Origin of the sequence: Streptomyces sp. NBC_01260 (assembly GCF_036226405.1) — a bacterium.
Lineage (GTDB): Bacteria > Actinomycetota > Actinomycetes > Streptomycetales > Streptomycetaceae > Streptomyces > Streptomyces laculatispora.
Genome location: NZ_CP108464.1, coordinates 1,473,161 through 1,498,749 on the forward strand (window position 1 = coordinate 1,473,161; position 25,589 = coordinate 1,498,749).

The window sequence follows — 25,589 nt, forward strand, 5'->3', positions numbered from 1 at the left end:
GCAGTCTGGCACGGCCTAAGCTGGGGAGTTGTGTCGTCCTTCACCGCCGTGCCGGGGCCCGGCCCCATAGCCGAAACGGCCCCGCTGTCCCTGTGCGCCCTCGAACCGCGCGTACCCGCCGACCGGCTGGTCGCCGAGATGGTGCCGCCGCCGCGCTTCGACTCGGTGCGCTTCGATACCTACGTCCCCGACCCGAACCAGCCGAGCCAGACCGAGGCGGTCAAGGTCCTCGGAGACTTCGCGGCCGGGCTCGGCGGGGCGCACGCCAGCGGGTCCGGGAAGCGCAAGTGGTTCGGGAAGAAGCCGACGACGCCCAGTACGCCGCGTGGGGTCTACCTCGACGGCGGCTACGGCGTCGGCAAGACCCATCTGCTCGCCTCGCTCTGGCACGCCACCCCCGCCGCGCCCGGCCTGAAGGCGTTCGGCACCTTCGTCGAGCTGACCAACCTGGTGGGAGCGCTCGGCTTCCAGCAGACCGTGCGGACGCTGAGCGGGCACCGGCTGCTGTGCATCGACGAGTTCGAGCTCGACGACCCGGGCGACACGGTGCTGGTCTCCTCGCTGCTGAGCCGGCTGGTCGAGGCGGGGGTGGCGCTCGCCGCGACCTCCAACACGCTGCCGGGCAAGCTCGGCGAGGGCCGGTTCGCCTCGGCCGACTTCCTGCGGGAGATCCAGGGGCTGTCCTCGCACTTCCGCCCGCTGCGCATCGACGGCGAGGACTACCGGCACCGCGGTCTGCCCGACGCCCCGCCGCCGTTCTCCGAGGAGCAGGTCACCAGGGCCGCGTACGCCACCGAGGGCGCCAGCCTGGACGACTTCCCCGCGCTGCTCGACCATCTGGCCCGCGTCCATCCCAGCCGGTACGGCGCGCTGACGGACGGTCTGCGGGCCGTGTGCCTCACCGAGGTGCAGCCGGTGCCCGACCAGTCGACCGCGCTGCGGCTCGTGGTGCTCGCGGACCGGCTGTACGACCGGGAGGTCCCGGTACTCGCCTCCGGGCTGCCGTTCGACCGGCTGTTCAGCGAGGAGATGCTGAACGGCGGGTACCGGAAGAAGTACTTCCGGGCAATCTCCCGGCTGACGGCGCTGGCGCGCGACGCAAAGGGACTGGTGGCGCAGTAGGTTCGGGGGCGTAACACCGGTCGGGCACGACGGAGTGCCCCGCCACTCCCGTACAACCGCGCATTCCGTTTGAAGGGATCCAGCATGGCTACCACGCGTCAGGCGCACACGGTCTGGGAAGGCAACCTGATCGAGGGCAAGGGCGTCGTCACCCTCGATTCCTCGGGGATCGGGGAGTACCCGGTCTCCTGGCCGTCCCGCGCGGAGAAGGCGAACGGCAAGACCAGCCCGGAGGAGCTCATCGCCGCTGCCCACTCCAGCTGCTTCTCGATGGCGCTGTCCAACGGTCTGGCCACGGCCGGCACCCCGCCCACCCGGCTGAACACCCAGGCCGAGGTCACCTTCCAGCCGGGCACCGGCATCACCGGCATCCACCTCACCGTCGAGGGCGAGGTGCCCGGTCTCGACGAGGCGGGCTTCGTCAAGGCGGCCGAGGACGCGAAGGCGAACTGCCCGGTCAGCCAGGCCCTGACCGGCACGACGATCACGCTCACCGCGTCGCTCGCCTGAGTCCCGCACCGGGCCGCACACGGCCCGGGACGCGTATGCGGCGCGTATGAGACACGCATGAGGTCGGTGACCCGCATGGTTCCCGCGCGGTGTTACGCGTGGTACACACGTGCGGGTCACTGCTCCTGTCCCCAACAGGAAGTTGCCTCATGTCATCCGCAGCAGAACAACAGCCCGCGACACGACGTCAGGTCCTGGCCGGCACCGGCGCGGCCGTCGCCACGGTCGCCTTCGCCGGGGTGTTCACCGAACTCTTCGCGGGTACCGCCGCCGCCCACGGGCACGCCGGCTACGGCCCGCTGGTGCCCGATCCCGGCGGACTGCTCGATCTGCCGAAGGGTTTCCGCTACCGGGTACTGTCCCGCGAGGGCGACCCGCTCCGCTCCGGCGAGGGGCCGGTCCCCAGCAACTGCGACGGCATGGCCGCGTTCGCGGGCCGGCGCGGACACGTCCGGCTGGTGCGCAACCACGAGAACCGGGTCACCGCGAACATCGCCGTCCCGACCGTCGAGGGCCTCACCTACGACCCGATGGGCAAGGGCGGCTGCACGGCCCTGGAGCTCGACGGCGACAACCGCGTACTGGGCGAACGCGTCGCCATCGCCGGCACGGCGGTGAACTGCGCGGGCGGGCGCACCCCTTGGGATACCTGGCTGACCTGCGAGGAGACCGAGGACAAGGCCGGCACCAACGGCTACACCAAGGACCACGGCTACATCTTCGAGGTGGACGGCGCCGACCCGCGCCGCACCGGAGCCGTGCCGCTGACCGCGATGGGCCGCTTCCAGCACGAGGCGATCGCGATCGATCCGCACAACGGAGTCGTGTACGAGACCGAGGACGCGTTCGAGAAGCCGTTCGGGCTCTTCTACCGCTTCCTGCCCAAGAAGCCGCTCGGCGGCACGGGCTCGCTCAGGGCCGGCGGGCGGCTGGAGGCCATGCGAGTGCCGGGCGTCCCGGACCTCTCAGCGGTCCAGGAGACCGGGACGAGCTTCGAGGGGATCGAGTGGGTCCCCGTACCGGATCCGCAGGCCGCCGAGACCCCCATCCGGTTCCAGGACTTCGGGCCGAAGGGCATCACCCACGGCCAGAAGCTGGAGGGCTGCTACTGGGGCGGGTCGTGCGTCTACTTCGTCTCCAGCTTCGCGCACAGCTCCCAGGGGTCGGCGGCCGACCACTTCGGCCAGGTCTGGCGGTACGAGCCGCAGCGGCGTCGGCTGACGCTGGTCATCGTCTTCGGACCCGGTACGGACATCCAGCTGCCCGGCGAGTCCCCGGACAACATCTGTCTGGCCTCCGACGGCGGTCTGATGGTGTGCGAGGACGGCGGCGGCGCCCAGCACGTGTTCGGCCTGACCAGGCGCGGTGAGGTGTACGCGATGGCGCGCGGCCGGCAGAACATCGGAACGCCCGAGGAGCCGGAGTGGGGCGAGTTCGCCGGGGTCACGTTCGCCCCGGACCACCGGACGATGTTCATGAACTGCTACACGCCCGGGACGACGTTCGCCGTGACGGGGCCCTGGCGCTGACCCGCTGAGAGGCGCGCGAGGAAGCAGGGGCGGGGGGCGGCCGTGGATGCGGTCGCCCCCCTGGAATTCGCCCTGCGTCGGGGGCCGCCTCCTCCTCCGACCCGCCGCCGTCCGGGGGCCGCCGCGCGGCGCCGCAACGACGCGGGGCGGCCAGTGACGGTTGATCAGTTACTTTCCGTCAATGGCAAATTCTGCGCGAAAACTGACGACTATGACCGTTCTGGGAGCGGTGCTCGGAGGTGCACTCGTCGGCTGCGCCGGCACCTCGAGAGACGCCCCCGGTGACAGACCCGCGGCCGCCTCGACAACTCCCTCCAGAGCTCCGTCGAGCGCGCCTCCCGCCGCGACGACGCCGTCCGGCATTGCGCCCGGCCCCACCGGTCTGGCCCCCGTCCTCACACGCGGGCCGAAGAACGCCGCCAAGGTCGTCGCACTCACCTTCGACGCCGACATGACGGCCGACGAGGGGCCGCGCGCGGCCGCGGGTGAGCACTTCGACAACCCGGAACTGATTGCCCTGCTGCGCCGGCTGAAGGTGCCCGCGACGGTCTTCATGACCGGCCGGTGGGCCGAGGAGTACCCCTCGCAGGCCCGGTCCATCGGCACGGACCCGCTCTTCGAGATCGGCAACCACTCGTACAGCCACTACGCCTTCACGTCGCCCTGCTACGGGCTGCCGACCATGAAGAAGGACGCGATCCGCGGCGAGGTGGAGCGGGCCTTCGGTGCGATCCGGAAGACCGGCGCCCGCAATGTGGTGCCGTACTTCCGCTTCCCCGGCGGCTGCTACGACGACGCCTCGCTGCGCGCGCTCGCGGCGGAGAAGGTGACGGCGGTGCAGTGGGACGTCGTCAGCGGCGACGCCTTCGCGACGGATGCGAACGCGGTGGCCGAGCAGGTGCTCGACGGGGTGAAGCCCGGTTCGCTGGTCGTCATGCACTGCACCCGCAGCGCGGCGCCGGTCACCGGCCAGGCGGTCAGCCAGGTGGTGCCGGAGCTGCGGAGGCGCGGGTACCGCTTCGTGAAGGTGTCCGACCTGATGCGCGGCTGAGCAGCGCCGTCGTCCGGCGGAGGCGCGTCGGCACGGGACGGGTCAGCCCGAGCATGCCGAGCGCTGGGCCTCCTGCCATTCGCAGACCGGGCAGAGCGTGATCCCCTTGACCGACTCGGGGTACTCGGCCGGCTTCCGGCACAGTACGCATTCCGCGAACGGGGGCCCGCCGGCCGCCGCCGAGGACACGGCAGGCGCCTCGCAGTACGACGCGTCCACGCTCTCGTTCACACCCTCATGCGCACCCTGGTCCATGGGGAGGAGCCTACTCATCCGCGTACGGCAGTGAGCTTGCAGGCGACCGCGACGGCCGCCGCCGCGACGGCGGCGGCGCCGACGAGCGGGAGGACCGGCACATGGACCGTCCCGGTGAGCGAACCGGTGACCAGCCCCGTCACCGCGTACTTCGCGGGCGATCCGCTGGTCACCAGGGCCAGCAGCGCGGCGAGCACGGTCGCGACGACGGACCAGCCGCGCCGGTGCAGCAGCGGACGGGTGCACAGCGCGCCGACCGCCGCCCCCAGCAGGACGCAGCAGGCGGCCGCGAGCAGCCCGGCGAGCCCGGCGGCCGGCAGCGGGACCCGGACGGTGTGGCGGGTGTCGGCCGGTTCGCTGACCAGCAGCACTACCGCGGTGGCGGTCGTGCCCAGCAGCCCGGCGCAGCCCAGCGCGGCGAGCAGCGACGCCAGATGGGCCCGCGGCTGCCCGCCCACCGCCGCGGCGACGACGGTCCGGGCGGCGGGCGGCTCCTGGTCGACGCAGATCTGCACGAGCCACGCGGTGACGGGCAGCAGCCCGGCCGCGGTGTAGCCGAGCGAGTCCAGCACGGGCTGCCCCGGACGGACGCCGATGCCGAGGAAGGCCAGGTACAGGAGTACCGGCGCGAGCCAGCGCTGGGAGCGGAGCAGCAGGGCGGCCTGGTAGCGGATGAGCGCGGTCATGGCGCCTCGTCGGGGGCAGTGGGGCGCACGGGGACCCCGGAGGCCGCGGGGCTCCCGGAGGCCGCCGGGGCCGCGACGTCACCGGGCACGGGCGTGAGCCGGCGGATGTGCCAGGGCGGGCGGGCCGCGAGCAGGGCGCTCAGCAGGGCGTCGGAGTGCACGGCCGCGACCGTCAGCCGCAGCGCCCCGCCCTCGCCGGCCTCCTGCGCGGGGTCACCCGGCAGTCCGGCGGGGATCGAGGTGCCCGGCGGGCCCGCCACCTCTATCCGCACGCGGGGCCCGGCACTCGCTCCGGCCGGTGCGAGGGGCGCCGCGACCAGCCCGTGCCCCTCGACGCGGTACGCGCGATCGGCCGCGCCCGCGAGCCGGCGCGGGTCGTGATCCACGAAGACGACGGTGGCCCCCGCGGCGACACGCTCGGCGACGGCCCGGTCCAGTTCGGCACGGGCCGTGGTGTCCAGGCCGGTCCAGGCCTCGTCCAGCACCAGCAGTTCCGGTTCGGCGAGCAGCGCCTGCGCGACGGCGACCTTCTGACCGGTGCCCTTGGAGAGCTCCGCCAGCGGCGTCCGGGCGTGGCCGGCGGCACCGAAGCGGGTCAGCCACGCCTCCGCGCGCCCGGCCGCCTCGGGCGTACGCAGCCCGTGGATGCGGCCGAGGTGGACGAGATACCCGGCGGCGGTGAAGGGCAGCGCCGCCGGGAACCGCTCGGGGACGTACGCCGTGCGCGGCCTGTCGCCGCAGATCCGGCCCTCGGTCGGGGCGTCGATACCGGCGAGGAGCCGCAACAGGGTGGACTTCCCGGTGCCGTTGGCCCCCTCGATCCGGACGAGGGCACGCGCGGGCAGGCCGAGGTCGACCCCGCGCAGCACCCAGGGGCCGGCGAGGCCGTACCGCCGGCCCACTCCCCGCAGCCGCAGGATGTCCGCGCTCAGTTGGCTGACGCCTTCTCGGGCTTGACCTCGCTGGGACGTATGATCACGAACCCCTCGCCGTCCAGACGCAGTTGGACGGCCTCGCCCGAACCGCCGCGCAGCATCGAGCCGACGCTCTGCGAGCGGTGCAGCGACGTGGTGAGGTGGGCGCTCCAGCCGACGACCGCGTCCGTGTCGACGCACACCGGCTGCTGAGGCGTGACGGGGATCACGATGGGGTGCCCCTCGCACATCAGGCCGAGCTTCCCGTACCCGGTGAAGACGCTGTTGAAGAGGCCGCCGCCGGTCATCCCGGCGCCCTTCACGGTCTTGATCTCGTAGGCGAGGGTGGGGTCGAAACAGAGGACGTTGCGGCCGTTGATGGTGAGGACGTCGCCCTGCTCCATCTCCACGATGAAGCAGTTGGCCGCCTCGTGCGCGAACCACGCCTCGCCCTGGCCGCGCACCGCCATCAGCGGCAGCCCCTCGCCGGTGACGGCACGCTTGAGCATGCCGCCGAGCCCCTGGCCCTTGCGCTCGAACTGGAGATCGCCCCGGAAGGCGATCATCGATCCCTGGCGGGCGTGCATCTCGCCGCTGACCGTGTACTTGATCGATTTGGCGTTCTGCAGGGTCATCCCGGGGGCGGTTGCCTGCTCCGCCATGTGCTCGCTGGAGAAAAGATCGCTCTTCATGCGGTGCATCCTCACCCGGAGGGATTCATTCCGCCAAGAGCCGGATTCCGGGCGGCTGGCAGACTGGACGGGTGAGCAGCAACGACACTCCCGTATCCCTGTCCGAGACCGCCGGCCTGCCTGCGGACAGCCCCTTCCGTCCCGAGCGGACGAACCGGGACGAAGCGCAGCAGTACGTACTCCCGCTGGTGGTCCACATCGAGAAGACGGCTCCCCCGGCCCGCACCGACGCGCTGCGCACGGCGGCTCGCGCGGTGCTGGTGATGCTCTCCGACGAGCGGTCGGTGGGCGAGGGCGAGTGGGCGCAGGCGATGCGGGACTGGCAGGACGCCCGGATCCGCAAGGTGGTGCGGCGGGCGCGCGGCGCGGAGTGGCGCAAGGCCTGCGCACTGCCCGGGATCACGGTCACGGGCGAGAGCGCCGAGGTGCGGGTCTTCCCGCCGGTGCCGCTGGACGGCTGGCCCAAGGAGCTCGCCAAGCTCCAGGTATCGGGGACGGAGCTGGAGGACCCCGAGCCGCATGCCGCGCCGGACCTCGCCGGGCCGGTCCTCTGGCTGAACCCGGAGCTCGACATGTCCGCGGGCAAGGAGATGGCACAGGTCGGGCACGGGGCGCAGCTCGCCTGGTGGGAGCTGTCGGAGCCGGAGCGCACGGCATGGCGCGAGGCGGGCTTCCCCCTCTCGGTCGCCACCGCGGAGGCGGACCGCTGGCGGGAACTCACGCTGAGCGGACTGCCGGTGGTGGAGGATGCCGGATTCACCGAGATCGCCCCCGGGAAGACCGTGGTGGCCGAGGGTGCCCACCGGGTCGCTTCCCTTCCGGCGCTGCGGCAGGGGTAGGGCGCCGACCCCGGAAACGGGCTTCGGGAACCTCAAATCAAGCTCTGAACGTCCCTCTCCTCGGATTCACCGCCGTGTGCCGGGGCCATGACCCCTGCACGGAGTGGACGAGGGGGAGACCATGAGGCTGGGTATCGGTATCGGCTGGCGGCCGGAGATCGCCGACGCGGTGGAAGCGCTGCCGGGGATCGACTGGGTGGAGGCGGTCGCGGAGAACCTCTGCGCCGACCACCTACCCGCCTCCCTGGAGCGGCTGAGGGAGCGTGGCGTCACCGTGGTGCCGCACGGGGTCTCGCTCGGTCTCGGCGGGGCCGACCGCCCCGACCCCGGCCGGCTCGCCGACCTCGCGGCGCGGGCCGCGCTGCTGGGCACACCGCTGGTGACCGAGCACATCGCGTTCGTACGGGCGGGAGGAGCGCGCACCGCGTCGCCCGCGCTGGAGGCGGGGCACCTGCTGCCCGTACCGCGCACCTGGGCGGCGCTGGACGTGCTGTGCGAGAACGTGCGGATCGCGCAGGACTCGCTTCCGGTGCCGCTGGCCCTGGAGAACATCGCCGCGCTGATCCGCTGGCCGGACGAGGAACTGACCGAGGGGCAGTTCCTGGCCGAGCTGGTCGAGCGCACGGGGGTCCGGCTGCTCATCGACGTGGCCAACCTGCACACCAACCGCGTCAACCGGGACGAGGACCCGGCCAGGGCCCTCGACGAGCTGCCGGTGGAGGCCATCGCGTACGTGCATGTGGCGGGCGGCGTCGAGAAGGACGGGGTCTGGCACGACACACACGCCCACCCGGTCACCGAGCCGGTCCTCGACATCCTGGCCGAGCTGCGCTCCCGGATCAGCCCGCCCGGAGTCCTGCTGGAGCGCGACGACGACTTCCCGCCCGTCGCCGAGCTGGCGGGCGAACTGGACGCGATCCGCGCCACGCTCGACGCGGGCCGTGTGCGGCCGGTGAACCGGAAGGCATCCCCGCGCACCGAGTCACCGGCCGGCCCCCGGCGCCCGGAGGAACCGGTGGACGCCGACGCCGTCCGGGACCGGGTCGCGGTCGCGCAGACCTCGCTGCTCTCCGCCCTGGTCGCCGGTACCCCCGTTCCGGAGGGCTTCGACCACCACCGGCTCGGCATCCAGAGCCGGGCGCTGGCCGCCAAGCGCGCCGATGTCGTCGCCAAGGTGGCACCCGAACTCCCGGAGATCCTGGGGCAGGCCTACCGGGGAGCGTTCCTCGCGTACGCCAAGGCCCGCCCGATGTCGGCCGGTTACCGGCGCGACGCGCTGGACTTCGCCGAGCAGCTGCTCATCGCGGGCCGCCCCGGGGACGACGCGGCCCGCCGCCGGCTGACCCACTGGTGGCAGGACCGGGCCGCCCCGCGTCCGCCCCGCCGCACCACCCGGCTGGCGCGGGCGGCCCGATCCGTACTCGCGGGAAGGTGACCGGGATGAACACTGTGGCTCTGGTGCTGACGATCTCCGTCGCGCTCTCCTCGACGCTGCTGATCATCTCGGTCCGCCGCGCGGGACGCGGGCCGGGCGGCCCCGTCCACGACCTCTCCGAGGTGGCCTTCCTGAACGGCGGGCCCGGCCGGGTGGTGGACACGGCGCTCGCCGCGATGCACGCGGACGGCCGGCTGGTCGTCGGCGGGCCCGGCATCGTCGCGGTCCAGCGACCGGTCGCCCACGACCCGGTGGAGCGGGCCGTCCTCCAGGAGCAGGCCGCGGCCCCGAGCGGTGCGCTGCACACCCTGCGGGCCGCCGTGATGCGCCATGCCGCGGTGCAGGAGATCGGCGACGCCCTGGCCTCGCGCGGTCTGCTGGCCACGCCCGGGGCCAACCGGACCCGCGGCCGGTGGGGCATGGCGCAGGGGCTGCTCTGCCTGCTCGGCGTCCCGGCCGCCATCGGCGTGACCATCTATCAGTTCGTCTCGTCGGAGCCCTACGCCGGACCGGGCTTCCCGTTCTTCCCGAAGGTGTTCCCGGCGCTCCTCGCCGGGGCCGTCATCGGTTTCGTCTGCGCGGCCGGTGCCCGGTCGCGGACCACCAAAGCGGGCCGCAGGGCGGCCGCGGAGTACCGCACCGCCAACGCGTCGCGGACCGACCCGGACCATCTGATGGCGACCGCCGGGCCACGGGCCCTGCCCGATCCCGAGCTGCGGAGGCATCTGCTCACGGCGTCCCGGACGAGGCCGGCCGGGCTGTCCACGCCGTCGCACCACTCCTCGGGCTCCTCCTCCGATGCGCTGCTCGTGGCCACGGTGTGGTGCGCCGGTACGACCCCGGGCGGGGGCGGGTGCGGAAGCTCGTCCGGGCACAGCGGCGGGGGTGGCGGCAGCGGGTGCGGTTCGGGGTCCGGCTGCGGTTCCGGCTCGGGGTCCAGTTGCGGATCGGGGTCGAGCTGCGGCTCCGGATCGAGTTGCGGATCGGGGTCCAGCTGCGGCTCCGGATCGAGTTGCGGATCGGGGTCCAGCTGCGGCGGCGGGTCGAGCTGCGGCAGCAGCTCATGAGCGGCGCCCGAGACGGCATCGGGCGGTCACCGTCCGGATGGCGTGGGGCCGTGCGCCCCGGCCCCTGAAACGACGCCGGTGCGGCGCGCAGGCTGCGCGCCGCACCAGGAGCCGAACCCGGTGTCGCTGGAACGGCGGGCGGCACACCGTGCCGCGGTGCCCGCCGTCTGATCTTCCGGGTTGGGGTGGTCGGAACCCGCTCGCTACGCGAGCCCGGCCACCAGGTCTGCGACCGACTTGCGCCGGCCGGTGAAGAAGGGAACCTCCTCGCGGACGTGCATCCGCGCCTCGGAGGCCCGCAGGTGACGCATGAGGTCGACGATGCGGTGCAGCTCGTCGGCCTCGAAGGCCAGCACCCACTCGTAGTCGCCGAGGGAGAAGGAGGCGACGGTGTTGGCGCGCACGTCGGGGTAGCCGCGGGCCATCTTGCCGTGGTCGGCGAGCATCCGGCGACGGTCCTCGTCGGGCAGCAGGTACCAGTCGTAGGAGCGCACGAAGGGGTACACGCTGATGAAGTCGCGCGGCGTCTCGTCGGCGAGGAACGCCGGAACGTGCGACTTGTTGAACTCGGCGGGGCGGTGCAGCGCCATGTTCGACCAGACCGGGTCGAGGCCCCTGCCCAGCCGGGTGCGCCGGAAGAGGTTGTACGCCTCCTGCAGGGCCTCCGCGGTCTCGGAGTGCCACCAGATCATCACGTCGGCGTCGGCGCGCAGTCCGGAGACGTCGTAGGTACCACGAACGGTGACGTCCTTGGCCGCGAGCTGGTCGAACAGTTCCTGGACCTCACCGGAGTACGCGGCGCGGTCCGTGTCGGCGGGCAGCACGTCGCGAAGCTTGAAGACGGACCACAGCGTGTAGCGGACGACGTCGTTGAGGTCCTTCGCCTTCTTGCCGGCGTTGGGGCCCTTGCTTGATGTCACAGTCTCAGGAGCACTCATACGGCTATTGTCCCGCCTCGCTCCCTGTGCCCTGAACCAGGGTGGGGGTGGCGATGATCTCCCCCGTGGTCTCCCGCGTGTCCGCGCTGCTCTCCCCGGCGAGGTCGCGGACGATCTCGTCCGCCGCGCGGTGGGCGCTCGCGATGCAGCCCGGGATGCCTACCCCGTCGTAGACCGCGCCGCAGACCCGCAGCGCGGGCAGCTTGGCGACCTCCTCGCGAATCCGGGCGACCCGGCCGAGATGGCCGACGGGGTACTGGGGCAGTCCGCCGATCCACCGGGTGACCTCGGTGGCCACCGGCTCGGCGGCCAGTCCGGTCGCCGCCGCGAGATCGCGCAGCGACACCTCGACGAGCTCCGCGTCCTCGCGGTGCAGATGGTCCTCCTCGCCGTACCGGCCGACCGAGGTCCGCAGGAGGAACAGGCCGGGGGCCGCGTCGGCGACCCACTGCCACTTCTGGCTGGAGAAGGTGGCGGCCTTGATGGTGCGGCCGTCGACCGGGGGCACCAGGAAGCCGGAGCGTCCATCCAGCGTTCCGGCGGCGGTCACGTCGGAGCGCCGGAAGGCCATGGTGATCAGGGCCATCGACGCGTACTCGACGCCCGCGAGCTCGGCGGAGGCGGCCGGGGACTCGGCGGCGAGCAGGGTGGACGCGGACCAGGCGGGGGCGGCGAGGACGATGCCGTCGGCGGCGATCACCCGGGTGTCGGTGCGGACGTCCCAGCCGGAGGCGGTACGGGTCAGCCCGAGCACCGGGGTCTCGGTGAGGATCTCGCCGCCCCCCGCGCGTACGGCGTCGGCGACGGCGTCCGGGAGGGTGCCGATGCCGCCGGCGATGCCCTGGAAGACCGGCCCGGTCTGCTGCCGGGACGCGGCCTGCTCCTGGATGCGGGTCACCCCGTCGAGCAGTGAGCCGCCCTGCCGGGCGACCTCGAAGAGCTGCGGTACGGCGGCGCGCATCGAGATCCGGTAGGCGTCGCCCGCGTACACCCCGCCGAGCAGCGGCTCCACCAGCCGGTCGACGACCTCACGACCGAGCCGGTCGGCCACGTACGCGCCGACCGCGACATCGTCGCCGACGGCGGTCGGGGTGAGGTCGCGCTCCTGAGCGATCCGGGCGAGCCCCTCGGGCGAGAGCACCTCGCCGAGCGCCGCCGGGTCGCCGGGCACGCCCATCACATGGCCCTTGGGCATGGGGCGCAGTGCGTCGCGCGTCCACAGGGAAGCGGTGGCGGTGGCGGGCGGCTGGAGGCGGTCGCCGAGGCCGACGGCGCGGGCCAGGCCGACCGCCTCCGGGCGGCGGGCCAGCATCGATTCGGCGCCCAGGTCGACCTGGACGCCCGCGACCTCGCCGGTCCTGAGTTTGCCGCCGAGCCGGTCGGTCGCCTCCAGGAGGGTGACCCGCAGCCCGGTACCGAGAAGCCGGTGGGCGGCCGCGAGTCCGGCGATGCCGCCGCCGATGACGACGACGTGTCCCGTGGCCCTGTCCGCGCGGTTTGCTGAACGCTGCATGCCCCCACTCTCTCAAACCTCTTCCGAGTCCTGACCGTGACCGCTTCGAAACCGGTATCGCGCAACCCTGACCGGCCCCCCGTACGTCGAACCGGCACCATCAATCACCCGTCCTGGGGGGACAGTTATGCAGACAGCACCATCCACGCGTACCGGCAGACGTCCGGGCCGTCCGGCAGCCCGCCCCGCCCGCACCGCTCTCGCCGCCGGACTGCTCACCGCCGTGCTGGCGTTGAGCGGCTGCGGCGCGGCCGGCGACGACTCCGGAGGGAGCTCCGACAAGCGGGCGGCCGCCCCGGCGCGGCAGGGCAAGGCGGACGCCGCCGCCGGGGACGCGAAGCAGGGGGCGGGCGGTTCGGCGGCGGCGAAGAAGCCGAACCCGCTGACCACCGCTCATGTCATCCGTACCGCCTCGCTCTCCGTCGAGGTGAAGAGCGCGCCGAAGGCAGCGGCCGCCGCGCGTGCGACCGCGGAGGCGGCGGGCGGGCTGGTCGCCGACGAGAGGACCGAGCAGGTCGACGACACGCACGACTCCTCGCACCTGGTGCTGCGCGTTCCGCAGGGCGAGTACGACCGGGTGCTGGGGGACCTCTCCGGGACGGGCAAGCTGCTCTCCCGGACGTCGGCCGCCAAGGACGTCACCGATCAGGTCGTCGACGTGGAGAGCCGGATCGCCACCCAGCGCACGAGTGTGGCGCGGGTGCGCAAGCTGATGGACCGGGCCGACGCGCTGGCCGATGTGGTGACGCTGGAGGGCGAACTGAGCAGCCGTCAGTCGGAGCTCGAGTCGCTGCTGGCCCAGCAGGCCTCGCTCAAGGACCGCACCACGCTGGCCACGATCACGCTCGACCTCTCGGAGGCGGCTGACGCCGACGCCGCGGACGACGAGGACGGTCCGGGGTTCGTGGACGCCGTGGGCGGCGGCTGGCACGCGTTCGTGACGATGGTGCGGTGGCTCGCGATGGCGGTGGGGGCCACGGCTCCGTTCCTGGCGGTGGCCGCCGTCGTGCTGGTCCTGTGGCGGCTGCTGCGGCGCCGGGGCGGGAAGGCCGGGCCGGACGGCGGGTGAGCCGTCCCGGGGGCGCCACGGCGCCGCTGGGAGCCGTGGCGCCGTAGCGTGGGCCTTCGGACGGGGCATCGAAGGGACTGGCATGACGGCGGAACGACTGGTGGTCATCGGCGGGGATGCGGCGGGCATGTCCGCCGCATCCCAGGCGCGTCGGCTCAAGGGTCCGGGCGAGCTGAGCATCACCGCCTTCGAGCGGGGCCACTTCACCTCGTACTCCGCCTGCGGCATCCCGTACTGGGTCGGCGGCGACATCGAGCGGCGGGACGACCTCATCGCGCGCGGCCCCGAGGAGCACCGGGCCCGGGACATCGATCTGCGGATGCGCACCGAGGTGACGGAGATCGATGTCGCGGGGCAGCGGGTGCGCGCCCTGGACCGGGACTCCGGCGAGACCTCCTGGACCGGTTTCGACAAGCTGGTGATCGCGACGGGGGCCAGGCCGGTACGTCCGGCGCTGCCCGGCATGGACGCGGACGGGGTGCACGGTGTGCAGACCCTGGACGACGGACAGGCGCTGCTGGACTCCCTGGACCGGGCGGCGGGCCGGCGCGCGGTCGTCGTCGGCGCGGGCTACATCGGCGTCGAGATGGCGGAGGCGATGCTGAAGCGCGGCTTCGAGGTGACCGTGCTCAACCGCGGCGAGCAGCCGATGGCGACGCTCGACCCCGATATGGGGCGCCTCGTGCACGACGCGATGGACGGTCTCGGCATCACTACGGTGAACCGGGCCGCGGTCACCGCGATCCGTACCGGGCCGGACGGCCGGGTGAGCGCCGTGGAGACGGCCGACGCGTCGTACCCGGCGGATGTGGTGGTGCTCGGCATCGGCGTCGAGCCGGAGACGGCGCTGGCCCGCGCGGTCGGTCTGCCGGTCGGTCCGCACGGCGGGCTGCTCACCGATCTGTCGATGCGGGTCGTCGGCCACGACAACATCTGGGCGGGCGGCGACTGCGTCGAGGTGCTCGACCTGGTGGCGGGCCGCACCCGTCACATCGCCCTGGGCACGCACGCCAACAAGCACGGCCAGATCATCGGGTCCAATGTCGCCGGCGGCTACGGGACGTTCCCCGGGGTGGTGGGCACGGCGGTGAGCAAGGTCTGCGATCTGGAGATCGCCCGCACCGGGCTGCGCGAGAAGGACGCCCGTTCGGTGGGCCTGCGGTTCGTCACGGCGACGATCGAGTCGACGGGCCGGGCGGGCTACTACCCGGGGGCGCGGCCGATGACGGTGAAGATGCTCGCGGAGTACCGCACCGGGCGGCTGCTGGGTGTGCAGATCGTGGGCCGGGACGGGGCGGCGAAGCGGGTGGACGTCGCGGCGGTGGCGCTCACCGCCGGGATGACGGTCGAGCAGATGACCGCCCTGGACCTCGGTTACGCCCCGCCGTTCTCACCGGTCTGGGACCCGGTGCTGGTGGCGGCCCGCAAGACGGTGACGGCGCTGCGGAAGGCGGGCACCGCCTGAGCGGTGCCCGGCTCCCGGCCGGTCAGCGGGCGGTGCTCGTGTGCACGTACTCGACGAGGCGGGTCAGCGCGTCCGGGGCCATCGACGGCATCACGCCGTGGCCCAGGTTGAAGATGTGGCCCTCCAGAGCGGCGGACGCGTCCAGCACCTCCTGGGCCTTGGCCTCCACCACCGAGGTCGGGGCGAACAGCACGGCGGGGTCGAGGTTGCCCTGGAGCGCCTTGCCGGGGCCGACGCGGCGCGCGGCCTCGTCCATCGGGACCCGCCAGTCGACGCCGACGACGTCCGCGCCGGCCTCGCCCATGAGGCCGAGGAGTTCGCCGGTACCGACGCCGAAGTGGATGCGCGGCACTCCGTACGGGGCGACGGCGTCGAAGACCTTCGCGGAGGCGGGCAGCACCGAGCGGCGGTAGTCGGCGGGGGCCAGCGCGCCCACCCAGGAGTCGAAGAGCTGCACGGCGGAGGCGCCCGCCTCGATCTGGACCTTGAGGAAGGCGCCGGTGATCTCGGCGAGGCGGTCGAGGAGATCGGCCCAGAGCTCCGGGTCGCCGTACATCAGGGCCTTGGTGTGCTCGTGGTTGCGGGACGGGCCGCCCTCCACGAGGTAGCTGGCGAGGGTGAACGGGGCGCCCGCGAAGCCGATCAGCGGGGTGGACCCCAGCTCGGCGGTGAGCAGGCCGATGGCCTCGGTGACGTACCAGACGTCCTCGGGGGTGAGGTCGCGCAGCCGGGCCAGGTCGGCGCGGGTGCGGATCGGCTCGGCGATCACCGGTCCGACGCCGGGCTTGATGTCGAGGTCGATGCCGATCGCCTTGAGGGGGACGACGATGTCGCTGTAGTAGACCGCGGCATCGACCTTGTGGCGGCGGACGGGCTGCATCGTGATCTCGGCGACGAGCTCCGGCATCGTGCAGGAGTCGAGCATCGGGATGCCCTCGCGGACCTTCAGGTACTCGGGCAGCGAGCGCCCCGCCTGGCGCATGAACCAGACCGGCGTGTGCGGCACGGGCTCGCGCCGGCACGCCTTGAGGAACGCCGAGTCGTGGGTGGCGGAGGTCTTCGTCTGCTGGCCCGAAGGGCGATCGTTGGCACTCACGCACAGAATCTTCGCACGCACACGGAAGGAGCCCGACCCCGCACGGGTGTCCCTCCCTGCGCGAGACTCCGGTTCCGCCTACTCTTCCCCGCATGGCTCCGGCTCAGGGACACTTCTCCGATCAACCCGATGGCACTGACAGCAAGGACAGTGCGGAGGGTGGTTCCGTCCCGCCCGCGTTCCGTTCGGCGGTCGACGCGCTGCGCTCGGCGCGGCTCCGCCCCGAGCTGGAAGTGGAGCCCACGCGTCCGCCGAAGCGCCTGGCTCCGCACGCGTACGCAATGGAGGCGGCCGTCGTCGACGGCGAGGACGATCTCGCCGACGGCCGGCTCGTCCTGCTCCACGATCCGGCCGGGCACGAGGCCTGGCAGGGCACGTTCCGGCTGGTGACCCTCGTCCGCGCCGAGCTGGAGCCGGAGATGGCCTCTGATCCGCTGCTGCCGGAGGTGTGCTGGTCGTGGCTGACCGGCGCGCTGGAGGCGCGCGGCCTCAGTTACGGGGAGGCGGGCGGCACGGTCACCCGGGCGGGTTCGCACTACTTCGGCGCGCTGGGGGCGCGACGTCCGGCGACCCAGATCGAGATCCGGGCGTCCTGGACGCCCCGCGAGGGGCGCGGCGGGGTGCCGGACACGGCGGCCCATCTGATGGCGTGGGGCGACCTGCTGTGCCAGATCGCCGGCCTGCCGCCCTCGGGCGCGTCCGACGCGGCGGTGGTGACGCTGCCGCAGCGGCGCGGACCGCAGGTTTCGTAGGAGCGGGACCCCGCTCCCGCACTTCGTGACACTACGTCATAGACCTCGCACAGGCACCGGCTCTCTTTTCGTACAATCGATCGCGTGTCCTATTTGCCCGAATTGTTACTCACCAAATCGTGATCTTCCTCTAAAGGAGCGGGCTCCCGGTGCCGAAGAGGTCAATGACCCTTCAAGCACGGTTCGCCCCGGCTTCATCCCCGAGCCGGCCCGTCCCGCCACTCCCCAGGAGGCCTGGTGTCCGTTCTCCTCGAGCAGCCCGCAAGCCTGGTCGCCTACCGCCCGAACAAGCCGACGGCCATGGTCGTCGTGGCCGACCCGCGCGTCCGTTCCACCGTCACCCGCCATCTGTGGGCACTCGGAGTACGTGACGTCATCGAGGCGTCGTCCATCGCGGAGGCCCGCCCCCGCGTCGGCAACCCGCGCGACATCTGCGTAGCCGACGTCCACCTGCCCGACGGTTCCGGGCTGACCCTGCTGTCCGAAACCCGAGCCGCCGGCTGGCCGAACGGCCTCGCCCTCTCCGCCGCCGATGACATCGGCGCCGTACGCAACGCCCTCGCGGGCGGCGTCAAGGGCTATGTCGTCACCGGCACCCGTACCAACATCGGCCACCCCACCCGTCCCGGCGTCGCGCCCATCGGCGCCAATGCCGCCCGTATGCACCGCCGTCCTCCCGGCACCCCGAGCCACCCGGGCGGCTACCGCGAACTGTCCGGCCGCGAGGTGGAGGTCCTCCGGCTCGTCGCCGAAGGGCAGTCCAACAAGGCCATCGGCGTCTCCATGGGGCTCTCCGCCCTGACCGTCAAGAGCCACCTCGCCCGAATCGCCCGCAAGCTCGGCACCGGAGACCGTGCAGGAATGGTCGCCGTGGCCCTGCGAACGGGCATCATCCACTGATTCCACACCCCCGCCGGTGTGCAGAAATGCAGATCCGGCTGGTTTACGTGCATCGGCGCCCGTCGACGGAACGTTCCGTCGACGGGCGCCGCACATACACAGATACCCTTGACACGTGACCGACGCCCAAGAGACCGCAGCAGACACTTCACTGCGAACCACCGGGGGCGCCCCCCCGGACGACGTCGCCCCGGCGCCGATCCCCTTACTCGAACCTCGCGAGGGCATTCCACCGGTGGCGGCCTCCGACGACGCCCTGGCCAGGGTGATCGCGGCCTTCGCCGCGGGCTCCGGCCCGGTGGCCGTCGACGCCGAGCGCGCCTCCGGCTACCGCTACGGGCAGCGCGCCTATCTCGTACAGCTGCGCCGTGACGGCGCGGGCAGTGCGCTCATCGACCCGGTCGGCTGTCCCGACCTGTCCGGGCTGGGCGAGGCGCTGCACGGGGCCGAGTGGATCCTGCACGCGGCGACCCAGGACCTGCCCTGCCTGCGCGAGATAGGGATGACGCCGACCGGGCTCTTCGACACCGAGCTGGCCGGACGGCTGGCCGGCTTCCCGCGGGTCGGCCTCGGCGCGATGGTCGAGAGTGTGCTCGGCTACTCCCTGGAGAAGGGGCACTCCGCCGTCGACTGGTCCACCCGCCCGCTGCCCGACCCCTGGCTGCGCTATGCGGCGCTCGACGTCGAGCTGCTGATCGATCTGCGCAACGCCCTGGAGGAGGAGCTCGACCGGCAGGGCAAGCTGGAATGGGCCCAGGAGGAGTTCGCCGCCATCGCCGCGGCGCCGCCCGCTCCCCCGCGCCAGGACCCGTGGCGCCGCACCTCCGGGATGCACAAGGTCCGCCGCCGCCGCCAGATGGCGGTGGTCCGGGAGCTGTGGAACACCCGCGACCAGGTCGCCCGGCGCCGCGACATCTCGCCCGGCAAGGTGCTCGGCGACGCCGCGATCGTCGAGGCCGCGCTGGCGCTCCCGGCCAATGTCCAGGCGCTGACCGCGCTGCCCGGCTACGGCCACCGCATGGGCCGGCGGCAGCTGGAGCAGTGGCAGGCCGCCGTCGACCGGGCGAGGGAACTGCCCGACACGGAGCTCCCGCAGCCCGGCCAGCCGCTGACGGGCCCGCCGCCGCCGCGCGCCTGGGCGGACAAGGACCCGGTCGCGGCAGCACGCTTGTCGGCCGCACGTGCCGCGGTGTCCGAGCTCGCGGAGCGGCTGCACATGCCCCAGGAGAACCTGATCACGCCGGACACGGTGCGCCGGGTGTGCTGGGAACCGCCGAAGGATCCGACGCCGGACGCGGTCGGATACGCACTCGCCGGATACGGCGCACGGCACTGGCAGATCGAACAGGTGACCCCTCTGTTGGTCGATGCACTGGTTCCGGAGGCCTGAGAGGGCATCGGACAGGGGCGTATTCACGCCAGGTTGCGCGGCCTGCGGTCGCTGACTCCGCGTTCCGTGGCCCGGACGGGCAGATTTCAAGGCCGTCCGGGCCATTTCGCGTATGTGACCTTCGCCGCTCCCGGCGCAAGGACTGGGCAGTCTGGTTACCCGCAAGTAGCATGAGGGTGGTGGCGCGCTTCCGGGCGTGCCCCGCAGCAGTGCCATCCCGCACCCTGGAGGAGAGCCACCGTGCCTCGTACCATCCGGGACGTCGTCTTCGTCGACGGCGTCCGCACCCCGTTCGGCAAAGCGGGCCCGAAGGGCATCTACCACGAGACCCGCGCCGACGATCTCGTCGTGAAGGCCATCCGGGAGCTGCTGCGCCGCAACCCGGACCTGGACCCCGCACTGATCGACGAGGTCGCCATCGCCGCGACCACCCAGATCGGCGACCAGGGCCTCACGCTCGGCCGCACCGCCGGAATCCTGGCCGGTCTGCCGCAGTCCGTCCCCGGCTACTCCATCGACCGCATGTGTGCGGGCGCCCTGACCGCCGTCACCTCGACGGCCGGCTCCATCGCCTTCGGCGCGTACGACGTCGTCGTCGCCGGTGGCGTCGAGCACATGGGCCGGCACCCGATGGGCGAGGGCGTGGACCCGAACCCGCGCTTCGTGTCGGAGAAGCTGGTCGACGAGTCCGCCCTGTTCATGGGCATGACCGCGGAGAACCTGCACGACCGGTACCCCACGATCACCAAGCAGCGCGCCGACGAGTACGCGGTGCGTTCGCAGGAGAAGGCCGCCAAGGCGTACGCCAACGGCAGCATCCAGCAGGACCTGGTGCCGGTCTCCGTGCGCCGCACCAACCCCGAGGCCGGTGAGACGGGCTGGGGCCTGGTCACCGCCGACGAGCCGATGCGTCCGGGCACCACGATGGAGTCCCTGGCCGGCCTGAAGACCCCGTTCCGCGCCCACGGCCGCGTGACGGCCGGTAACGCCGCGGGGCTCAACGACGGCGCCACCGCCTCGCTGCTCGCCGCCGAGGACGTCGCCCGCGAGCTGGGCCTCCCGGTCAGGATGCGCCTCGTCTCCTACGCCTTCGCCGGCGTCGAGCCGGAGGTCATGGGCTACGGCCCGATCCCGGCGACGGAGAAGGCCCTCGCCAAGGCGGGCCTGTCCATCTCGGACATCGGTCTCTTCGAGATCAACGAGGCGTTCGCCGTGCAGGTGCTCGCCTTCCTGGAGCACTACGGCATCGCCGACGACGACGCGCGCGTCAACCAGTACGGCGGCGCGATCGCCTACGGCCACCCGCTGGCCTCCTCCGGCGTCCGGCTGATGACTCAGCTGGCCCGCCAGTTCGAGGAGCAGCCCGAGGTCCGCTACGGCCTGACCACCATGTGCGTCGGCTTCGGCATGGGCGCCACCGTCGTCTGGGAGAACCCGCACTTCGACGCAGACGGAGGCAGCAAGTGAGCTCCACCACCGAGCTTCTGAAGGGTGCGGCCGAGCTGTTCCCCGGCGAGGTCGTCACGCAGGCGCACGTACGCCACCTCGACCTGCCGGGAGGCGCGGGCAACTTCGCCCTCATCACCCTGGACAACGGCCTGGACCACACCAAGCCGACCACCTTCGGACCCCAGTCGCTGGCGAATCTCGACGCCGCGATCGACCAGGTCGAGAAGGAGGCCGCCGAGGGCACGATCACCGGCATCGGCATCACCGGCAAGCCGTTCATCTTCGCGGTCGGCGCCGACCTCAAGGGCGTCGAGCTGCTCAAGGAGCACAGCGACGCGCTGGCCATCGGCAAGGGCGGCCACGACGTCTTCCGCCGGCTGTCCGCTCTCGCGGTCCCGACGTTCGCGTACTACAACGGCGCGGCGATGGGCGGCGGTGTCGAGGTCGGTCTGCACTGCTCGTACCGCACCGTCTCCAAGGCGCTGCCGGCCTTCTCGCTGCCCGAGGTCTTCCTCGGCCTGGTCCCCGGCTGGGGCGGCTGCGCGCTGCTCCCCAACCTGATCGGCGCCGACCGCGCGGTCACGGTGATCATCGAGAACTCGCTCAACCAGAACCGCCAGCTCAAGGGCAAGCAGGTCTTCGAGCTCGGGATCGCCGACGCCCTTTTCGAGGGCGCCGACTTCCTGGAGCAGTCGCTGATCTGGACCGCGTCCGTGCTGGGCGGCACGATCGCGGTGGAGCGCCCCGCGATCGACCGCGGGGACGCCTGGGACCAGGCCGTCGCGCGGGGCAAGGCCATCGCCGACTCCAAGGTGCACGGCGCCGCCCCGGCCGCGTACCGCGCGCTGGACATCATCGCCGCGGCCAAGGACGGTGACCTGGGCGCCGGCTTCGACGCCGAGGACCGGGCCCTCGCGGACCTGATCATGGGCGGCGAACTGCGCTCGGGCATCTACTCGTTCAACCTGGTCCAGAAGCGCGCCAAGAGCCCGGCCGGTGCCCCGGACAAGGCCCTGGCCCGTCCGGTGACCAAGGTCGGCGTGGTGGGCGCGGGCCTGATGGCCTCGCAGCTCGCCCTGCTCTTCCTGCGCCGCCTGGAGGTGCCGGTCGTCCTGACCGACATCGACCAGGCACGTGTCGACAAGGGTGTGGGCTACGTCCACGGCGAGATCGAGAAGCTGCTCGGCAAGGGCCGCATCAACCAGGACAAGGCCAACCGTCTGAAGGCCCTGGTCTCCGGTGTGCTGGACAAGGCGGAGGGCTTCTTTGACGCCGACTTCATCATCGAGGCGGTCTTCGAGGAGATCGGCGTCAAGCAGCAGGTGTTCGCGGAGGTCGAGGCGGTCGCCCCGGCGCACGCGATCCTCGCCACCAACACCTCGTCCCTCTCGGTCACCGAGATGGCGTCGAAGCTGAAGAACCCCGAGCGGGTCGTCGGCTTCCACTTCTTCAACCCGGTCGCGATCCTTCCGCTCCTGGAGATCGTCCGCGGCGAGCAGACCGACGACGCCTCGCTGGCCACGGCGTTCGCAGTCGCCCGCAAGCTGAAGAAGACCGCGGTCCTGGTGAAGGACGCCCCGGCGTTCGTCGTCAACCGCATCCTCACCCGCTTCATGGGCGAGATCCAGAACGTCATCGACGAGGGCACCCCGGTCGAGGTCGCGGAGAAGGCCATCGAGCCGCTCGGCCTGCCGATGTCCCCGCTGGTGCTCCTGGAGCTGGTCGGCCCGGCGATCGGGCTGCACGTCTCCGAGACCCTGAACCGCGCCTTCCCGGAGCGCTTCACGGTGTCCGAGAACCTGGCGGCCGTCGTCAAGGCCGGCAAGCGCGGCTTCTACGTCTACTCCGCCGAGAATCCTGCCAAGCCGGAGCTGGACCCGGAGGTCGCCGCACTCCTGAAGCAGGGCGACTCCGTCCTGTCCGAGGAGCAGGTCCGTGACCGCGTCCTGGACGCGGTGGCGCAGGAGATCGGCCTGATGCTGGACGAGGGTGTCGTCGCCGAGGCGCAGGACATCGACCTCTGCCTGATCACCGGCGCGGGCTGGCCCTTCCACCTGGGCGGCATCACGCCGTACCTGGACCGCGAGGGTGTCTCCGAGCGGGTCAACGGGAAGAAGTTCCTGGCGCAGGGCGTGGCGAGCGTTCCGGCCTAACGTCCTTCACTGCTGCGCGGAAGGGCCGCACCGGATGGTTCCGGTGCGGCCCTTCCGCGTGTTCGCGGGGCGCTCAGCGGCCTCGCCGCGGGACGACCACGACGGCGAACGGCTCAGAGCACACGCCACTCGTCGAGGCTCAGCCCCGGGCCGTCCGTCTGGCGCGCCACGCGCGGGGTGCCGTCCTCGCCGACGACCGCCATCACCACCCGGCCCAGGGCGTCATGCGTCAGGACCGGGGTGTTCACGCAGGGCGCGCCGGTGTCCGACCACCACACGCCATTGGCCTCGTTCTCGGTCATGCCGACGCCGACGGCCGCCGCGCCGTTCGCCCCTCGGTGAGCGAGCACCGTGCAGTCGAGGCCGTCCAGGACCGTGCGGATCGCGGCGTGCGCGCCAGTGCCCGGAACGCCGCCGAGGGACATGGGCCCGACACCGGCGCGGTAGGCGACGACACCGCTCTCGGGGTCCGTCCAGTAGTACGTGGCGCGCCCGGCCGACGTCTCCAGCACGGCCAGGGAACCCGGCCTCACCACGGCCGGTGAGCGCCGGACGTCGCCCCACCCTCCACCGGGCTTCTCCTGCTCCCAGTGCAGTGTCTCCTTGTTCGTCACCGCGAAGATCTCGATGCAGCCGGTGCTGAGCACCGCCACGGCGGGGACCTCCTTGATGCGCGTACAGCGCAGGTCCTCCCAGCCGCGCCATTTGCCGTCCTTGCGCTCGCGCCGCACCATCATGCCGCCGCGCCCGTTGCGGACGGCGATGTTCACCTCACCCGCCCCGTTCACCACGACGACCGGTGCACCGAACCTGCTGCCCACGTCGGGTTCCTTGTGCGGGTTGCCCAGCGAGTTCCAGGCCGAGACCGGACGCCCCGTCTGGTACTGGATCGCGTGCACGATGTCGACGGTGACGCCGTCCCCGTCGGCGGCGGGCCGTTCACGCCGTCCGGCGAAATGAACGTAGGCCTCGGCGTTCTGCGCCACGGACAGATGCGTCAGCTCCGGAAGCGGCACCACATCGGAGGCATCCCATTCCGGACCACCGGGGCGCTTCTCCGTCCAGCGACGAAGACCGCCCTCGCCGGGAGCGTAAGCGGTGATCCGGCCGTCCTTGCCCCGGGTGAGCCAGATACCGCGTAGCGCCTGGGCCTCAGGGGCAACCTTCGAGGTCGCGCGGGCATCCTGTCCGAGCATGAGTCTGCGATTACCTTTCAAGAACTGACGTCCGTCAAATCGCTCAGCATTTCGAATCCGTTACATCCTAAGCCCCGGCAGGAACGTGTAATCCGGGGCTCACCAGCGTACGATTCGCCGCCGATCCGCCCCTGCCACGCGCTCACACCGGCACGGCCACGTCACAGTCCGCCGTACGTACACCTACTCGACTGTCTATAGTGCTCAGTCCCAGGAAATCGCGGACCGGCCTCATCCCCCCCACCCGAATCCCACCCCATCACCTGCGCCTCGACCGGGCCATAAGTTGTGAGGACTCACCCAGGATGAGCCAAGACGCCTTCGCCCCTGACCACCAGGGCTCCCCGGAGAACACCCGCCGCGGGCGCAAGCGCGTACGAACGCGGGGCCAGCGAATACGGCGGGCCATCCTGCTGTCGGTCCTGGTACTCGTCATCGCCGCGGGCGGAACGGCGTACTGGCTCTACAGCCGGCTCGACGGGAACATCAAGGGCGTCGACATCAACAAGGCGCTCGGTGACGACCGCCCCGAGAAGCTCCCCACCAGTGGACAGAACCTGCTGGTTCTCGGCTCCGACTCGCGCGCCGGGGCCGAGAACAAGGCGCTGGGCGGCGGGGGCGGCGTCAGCGGGGCGCGCTCCGACACCGCGATGGTGGTGCACGTCCCCGAGGGCCGCAGCAGGGCCGTCGCCGTGTCCATCCCCCGCGACACCCTGGTGACCCGGCCCGAGTGCACCAAGGCCGACGGCTCCACCGTGGACTCCGCGAACCGCGTGATGTTCAACTCCGTCTACTCCCAGGTCGGTCCGGCCTGCGTGGTCAAGACCGTGGAGAAGATGTCCGGGGTCCGCATCGACCACTATCTGGAGATCAACTTCGCCGGGTTCAAGGACCTCGTCGACGCCATCGGCGGCGTCACCGTCGATGTCCCCCAGGATATCCACGACAAGTCCTCCGGACTCGACCTCACCGCCGGGCCCCACAAGCTCAACGGCACCGAGTCCCTCTCCTACGTCCGCACCCGCCACGGCATCGGCGACGGCAGCGACCTCGGCCGCATCGGGCTCCAGCAGCAGTTCCTCCTGGCCCTGCTCAGCGAGGTCAAGTCGCAGAACCTGCTGGGCAGTCCGGCCAACGCCTACAAGATCGCGAACTCCGCCACCAAGTCCCTCACCACCGACGAGGGACTCGCCTCCCTCAAGTCGCTGACGCAATTCGCCCGTTCGATGAACGGCGTGGACCCGGGCTCGATGGAGACCATCATGCTTCCGGTGGCGTACGACAAGATCGACCCCAACCGCGTGGTGGCCGCCCAGCCGCAGGCCAAGACGCTCTGGAAGGCGATCCGCGAGGACGCCACCATCCCGGAGTCCGCCAAGAAGTCCCCCGCGACCGGCGGCTGACGCCACCTCACCGGCGCCGCCTTCGGGGACCGGGACCGCTGAGAGGGGACGGGGGAACGGGGCGAAGTTCGCGCTCCATCCCGTACCCAGCTCGGCCGGCAGCAGGGCCGGATCCCCCTGGCACACCTCCTGCAGCAGAGCGGCGTCCCCCGCCCCTTGTCCCGG

23 protein-coding genes are annotated in these 25,589 nt (G+C 72.2%); 15 read left to right on the forward strand and 8 right to left on the reverse strand.

The genetic code is table 11. The features are described 5' to 3' along the window. Positions 1 to 30 precede the first annotated feature (30 nt). The 4 genes from zapE (at position 31) to OG322_RS06495 (ending at position 4,212) form a co-directional block, all read left to right on the forward strand. Positions 31 to 1,122, forward strand: coding sequence for a cell division protein ZapE (gene zapE / locus OG322_RS06480; RefSeq protein ID WP_123463224.1), 1,092 nt, complete (start codon positions 31 to 33; stop codon positions 1,120 to 1,122). An 84-nt stretch (positions 1,123 to 1,206) separates the two neighbouring features. Continuing rightward, positions 1,207 to 1,632: an OsmC family protein gene (locus tag OG322_RS06485; protein WP_124285482.1), complete on the forward strand. Its 426-nt coding sequence runs from the start codon at positions 1,207 to 1,209 to the stop codon at positions 1,630 to 1,632. A gap of 149 nt (positions 1,633 to 1,781) precedes the next feature. Beyond that, the gene (locus tag OG322_RS06490) at positions 1,782 to 3,161 is read left to right on the forward strand and encodes an alkaline phosphatase PhoX (protein ID WP_123463220.1); all 1,380 of its coding nucleotides are present in this window, start codon (positions 1,782 to 1,784) and stop codon (positions 3,159 to 3,161) included. A gap of 211 nt (positions 3,162 to 3,372) precedes the next feature. Continuing rightward, complete coding sequence (locus OG322_RS06495; protein WP_266410768.1) at positions 3,373 to 4,212, forward strand: polysaccharide deacetylase family protein; 840 nt, start codon at positions 3,373 to 3,375, stop codon at positions 4,210 to 4,212. 42 nt (positions 4,213 to 4,254) lie between these two features. Here the strand turns inward: OG322_RS06495 and OG322_RS06500 are convergent, their stop codons facing one another. Genes OG322_RS06500 through OG322_RS06515 form a run of 4 tightly spaced genes read right to left on the reverse strand, consistent with a single transcriptional unit; the run spans position 4,255 to position 6,759 of the window. Next, positions 4,255 to 4,467, reverse strand: coding sequence for a hypothetical protein (locus tag OG322_RS06500; protein ID WP_329306173.1), 213 nt, complete (start codon positions 4,465 to 4,467; stop codon positions 4,255 to 4,257). A gap of 14 nt (positions 4,468 to 4,481) precedes the next feature. Continuing rightward, complete coding sequence (locus tag OG322_RS06505) at positions 4,482 to 5,153, reverse strand: ABC transporter (protein ID WP_185095471.1); 672 nt, start codon at positions 5,151 to 5,153, stop codon at positions 4,482 to 4,484. Then, positions 5,150 to 6,070 carry an ABC transporter ATP-binding protein gene (locus OG322_RS06510; RefSeq protein WP_329307713.1) on the reverse strand — a complete coding sequence of 307 codons (921 nt, stop codon included), beginning with the start codon at positions 6,068 to 6,070 and terminating at the stop codon, positions 5,150 to 5,152. Before OG322_RS06510 ends, OG322_RS06505 begins: the two co-directional genes overlap by 4 nt. An 11-nt stretch (positions 6,071 to 6,081) precedes the next feature. Next, entirely contained in the window at positions 6,082 to 6,759 is a 678-nt protein-coding gene (locus OG322_RS06515) for an AIM24 family protein (RefSeq protein ID WP_123463214.1), read from the reverse strand. Positions 6,760 to 6,830: 71 nt separating this feature from the next. On the opposite strand from OG322_RS06515, the gene OG322_RS06520 reads away from it, so the two are divergent. From OG322_RS06520 to OG322_RS06530, 3 genes are all read left to right on the forward strand, one after another. Then, a complete protein-coding gene (locus tag OG322_RS06520) occupies positions 6,831 to 7,598 on the forward strand; it encodes a peptidyl-tRNA hydrolase (RefSeq protein ID WP_329306174.1) in 768 nt (255 codons plus the stop codon). A 121-nt stretch (positions 7,599 to 7,719) separates the two neighbouring features. Next, positions 7,720 to 9,033, forward strand: a complete 1,314-nt coding sequence (locus OG322_RS06525; RefSeq protein WP_123466205.1) for a DUF692 domain-containing protein — start codon at positions 7,720 to 7,722, stop codon at positions 9,031 to 9,033. A gap of 5 nt (positions 9,034 to 9,038) precedes the next feature. After that, on the forward strand, positions 9,039 to 10,100 hold the full coding sequence (locus OG322_RS06530; RefSeq protein WP_329306175.1) for a TIGR04222 domain-containing membrane protein: 1,062 nt from the start codon (positions 9,039 to 9,041) through the stop codon (positions 10,098 to 10,100). 203 nt (positions 10,101 to 10,303) lie between these two features. Here the strand turns inward: OG322_RS06530 and hemQ are convergent, their stop codons facing one another. Both hemQ and hemG read right to left on the reverse strand, forming a co-directional pair. Continuing rightward, positions 10,304 to 11,038, reverse strand: a complete 735-nt coding sequence (gene hemQ / locus OG322_RS06535) for a hydrogen peroxide-dependent heme synthase (RefSeq protein ID WP_123463208.1) — start codon at positions 11,036 to 11,038, stop codon at positions 10,304 to 10,306. A 4-nt stretch (positions 11,039 to 11,042) separates the two neighbouring features. Further along, positions 11,043 to 12,551 carry a protoporphyrinogen oxidase gene (gene hemG, locus OG322_RS06540; protein ID WP_329306176.1) on the reverse strand — a complete coding sequence of 503 codons (1,509 nt, stop codon included), beginning with the start codon at positions 12,549 to 12,551 and terminating at the stop codon, positions 11,043 to 11,045. Positions 12,552 to 12,678: 127 nt separating this feature from the next. Here hemG and OG322_RS06545 point away from each other — a divergent pair, with 127 nt between their 5' ends. Next, complete coding sequence (locus OG322_RS06545) at positions 12,679 to 13,620, forward strand: DUF4349 domain-containing protein (RefSeq protein WP_123463203.1); 942 nt, start codon at positions 12,679 to 12,681, stop codon at positions 13,618 to 13,620. Between the two features lie 82 nt (positions 13,621 to 13,702). Then, positions 13,703 to 15,085: an FAD-dependent oxidoreductase gene (locus tag OG322_RS06550; protein WP_329306177.1), complete on the forward strand. Its 1,383-nt coding sequence runs from the start codon at positions 13,703 to 13,705 to the stop codon at positions 15,083 to 15,085. Between the two features lie 22 nt (positions 15,086 to 15,107). On the opposite strand, the gene hemE is transcribed toward OG322_RS06550, so the two are convergent. Then, complete coding sequence (gene hemE, locus OG322_RS06555; RefSeq protein ID WP_123466203.1) at positions 15,108 to 16,181, reverse strand: uroporphyrinogen decarboxylase; 1,074 nt, start codon at positions 16,179 to 16,181, stop codon at positions 15,108 to 15,110. Between the two features lie 92 nt (positions 16,182 to 16,273). On the opposite strand from hemE, the gene OG322_RS06560 reads away from it, so the two are divergent. The 5 genes from OG322_RS06560 (at position 16,274) to OG322_RS06580 (ending at position 22,825) form a co-directional block, all read left to right on the forward strand. Continuing rightward, positions 16,274 to 16,933, forward strand: a complete 660-nt coding sequence (locus tag OG322_RS06560) for a DUF3000 domain-containing protein (RefSeq protein WP_123463199.1) — start codon at positions 16,274 to 16,276, stop codon at positions 16,931 to 16,933. A gap of 237 nt (positions 16,934 to 17,170) precedes the next feature. Continuing rightward, positions 17,171 to 17,833: a helix-turn-helix transcriptional regulator gene (locus tag OG322_RS06565; RefSeq protein ID WP_024488613.1), complete on the forward strand. Its 663-nt coding sequence runs from the start codon at positions 17,171 to 17,173 to the stop codon at positions 17,831 to 17,833. A 115-nt stretch (positions 17,834 to 17,948) separates the two neighbouring features. Further along, entirely contained in the window at positions 17,949 to 19,223 is a 1,275-nt protein-coding gene (locus OG322_RS06570) for an HRDC domain-containing protein (RefSeq protein WP_185095470.1), read from the forward strand. A 240-nt stretch (positions 19,224 to 19,463) separates the two neighbouring features. Next, on the forward strand, positions 19,464 to 20,690 hold the full coding sequence (locus OG322_RS06575; protein WP_123463197.1) for a thiolase family protein: 1,227 nt from the start codon (positions 19,464 to 19,466) through the stop codon (positions 20,688 to 20,690). After that, a complete protein-coding gene (locus tag OG322_RS06580) occupies positions 20,687 to 22,825 on the forward strand; it encodes a 3-hydroxyacyl-CoA dehydrogenase NAD-binding domain-containing protein (protein ID WP_329306178.1) in 2,139 nt (712 codons plus the stop codon). Before OG322_RS06575 ends, OG322_RS06580 begins: the two co-directional genes overlap by 4 nt. A gap of 113 nt (positions 22,826 to 22,938) precedes the next feature. Here the strand turns inward: OG322_RS06580 and OG322_RS06585 are convergent, their stop codons facing one another. After that, a complete protein-coding gene (locus OG322_RS06585) occupies positions 22,939 to 24,021 on the reverse strand; it encodes a hypothetical protein (RefSeq protein WP_241200265.1) in 1,083 nt (360 codons plus the stop codon). Between the two features lie 305 nt (positions 24,022 to 24,326). Here OG322_RS06585 and OG322_RS06590 point away from each other — a divergent pair, with 305 nt between their 5' ends. Beyond that, a complete protein-coding gene (locus OG322_RS06590) occupies positions 24,327 to 25,424 on the forward strand; it encodes an LCP family protein (RefSeq protein ID WP_123463192.1) in 1,098 nt (365 codons plus the stop codon). The last annotated feature ends 165 nt before the right edge of the window (positions 25,425 to 25,589 follow it).

Bases quoted from the DNA above. Each gene is read 5' to 3' on its own strand.
- OG322_RS06485 (WP_124285482.1), top strand. From the start codon at position 1,207: ATGGCTACCACGCGTCAGGCGCACACGGTCTGGGAAGGCAACCTGATC.
- OG322_RS06490 (WP_123463220.1), top strand. From the start codon at position 1,782: ATGTCATCCGCAGCAGAACAACAGCCCGCGACACGACGTCAGGTCCTG.
- OG322_RS06495 (WP_266410768.1), top strand. From the start codon at position 3,373: ATGACCGTTCTGGGAGCGGTGCTCGGAGGTGCACTCGTCGGCTGCGCC.
- OG322_RS06500 (WP_329306173.1), bottom strand. From the start codon at position 4,467: ATGGACCAGGGTGCGCATGAGGGTGTGAACGAGAGCGTGGACGCGTCG.
- OG322_RS06505 (WP_185095471.1), bottom strand. From the start codon at position 5,153: ATGACCGCGCTCATCCGCTACCAGGCCGCCCTGCTGCTCCGCTCCCAG.
- OG322_RS06515 (WP_123463214.1), bottom strand. From the start codon at position 6,759: ATGAAGAGCGATCTTTTCTCCAGCGAGCACATGGCGGAGCAGGCAACC.
- OG322_RS06525 (WP_123466205.1), top strand. From the start codon at position 7,720: ATGAGGCTGGGTATCGGTATCGGCTGGCGGCCGGAGATCGCCGACGCG.
- OG322_RS06530 (WP_329306175.1), top strand. From the start codon at position 9,039: ATGAACACTGTGGCTCTGGTGCTGACGATCTCCGTCGCGCTCTCCTCG.
- hemQ (WP_123463208.1), bottom strand. From the start codon at position 11,038: ATGAGTGCTCCTGAGACTGTGACATCAAGCAAGGGCCCCAACGCCGGC.
- hemG (WP_329306176.1), bottom strand. From the start codon at position 12,551: ATGCAGCGTTCAGCAAACCGCGCGGACAGGGCCACGGGACACGTCGTC.
- OG322_RS06545 (WP_123463203.1), top strand. From the start codon at position 12,679: ATGCAGACAGCACCATCCACGCGTACCGGCAGACGTCCGGGCCGTCCG.
- OG322_RS06550 (WP_329306177.1), top strand. From the start codon at position 13,703: ATGACGGCGGAACGACTGGTGGTCATCGGCGGGGATGCGGCGGGCATG.
- OG322_RS06560 (WP_123463199.1), top strand. From the start codon at position 16,274: ATGGCTCCGGCTCAGGGACACTTCTCCGATCAACCCGATGGCACTGAC.
- OG322_RS06585 (WP_241200265.1), bottom strand. From the start codon at position 24,021: ATGCTCGGACAGGATGCCCGCGCGACCTCGAAGGTTGCCCCTGAGGCC.
- OG322_RS06590 (WP_123463192.1), top strand. From the start codon at position 24,327: ATGAGCCAAGACGCCTTCGCCCCTGACCACCAGGGCTCCCCGGAGAAC.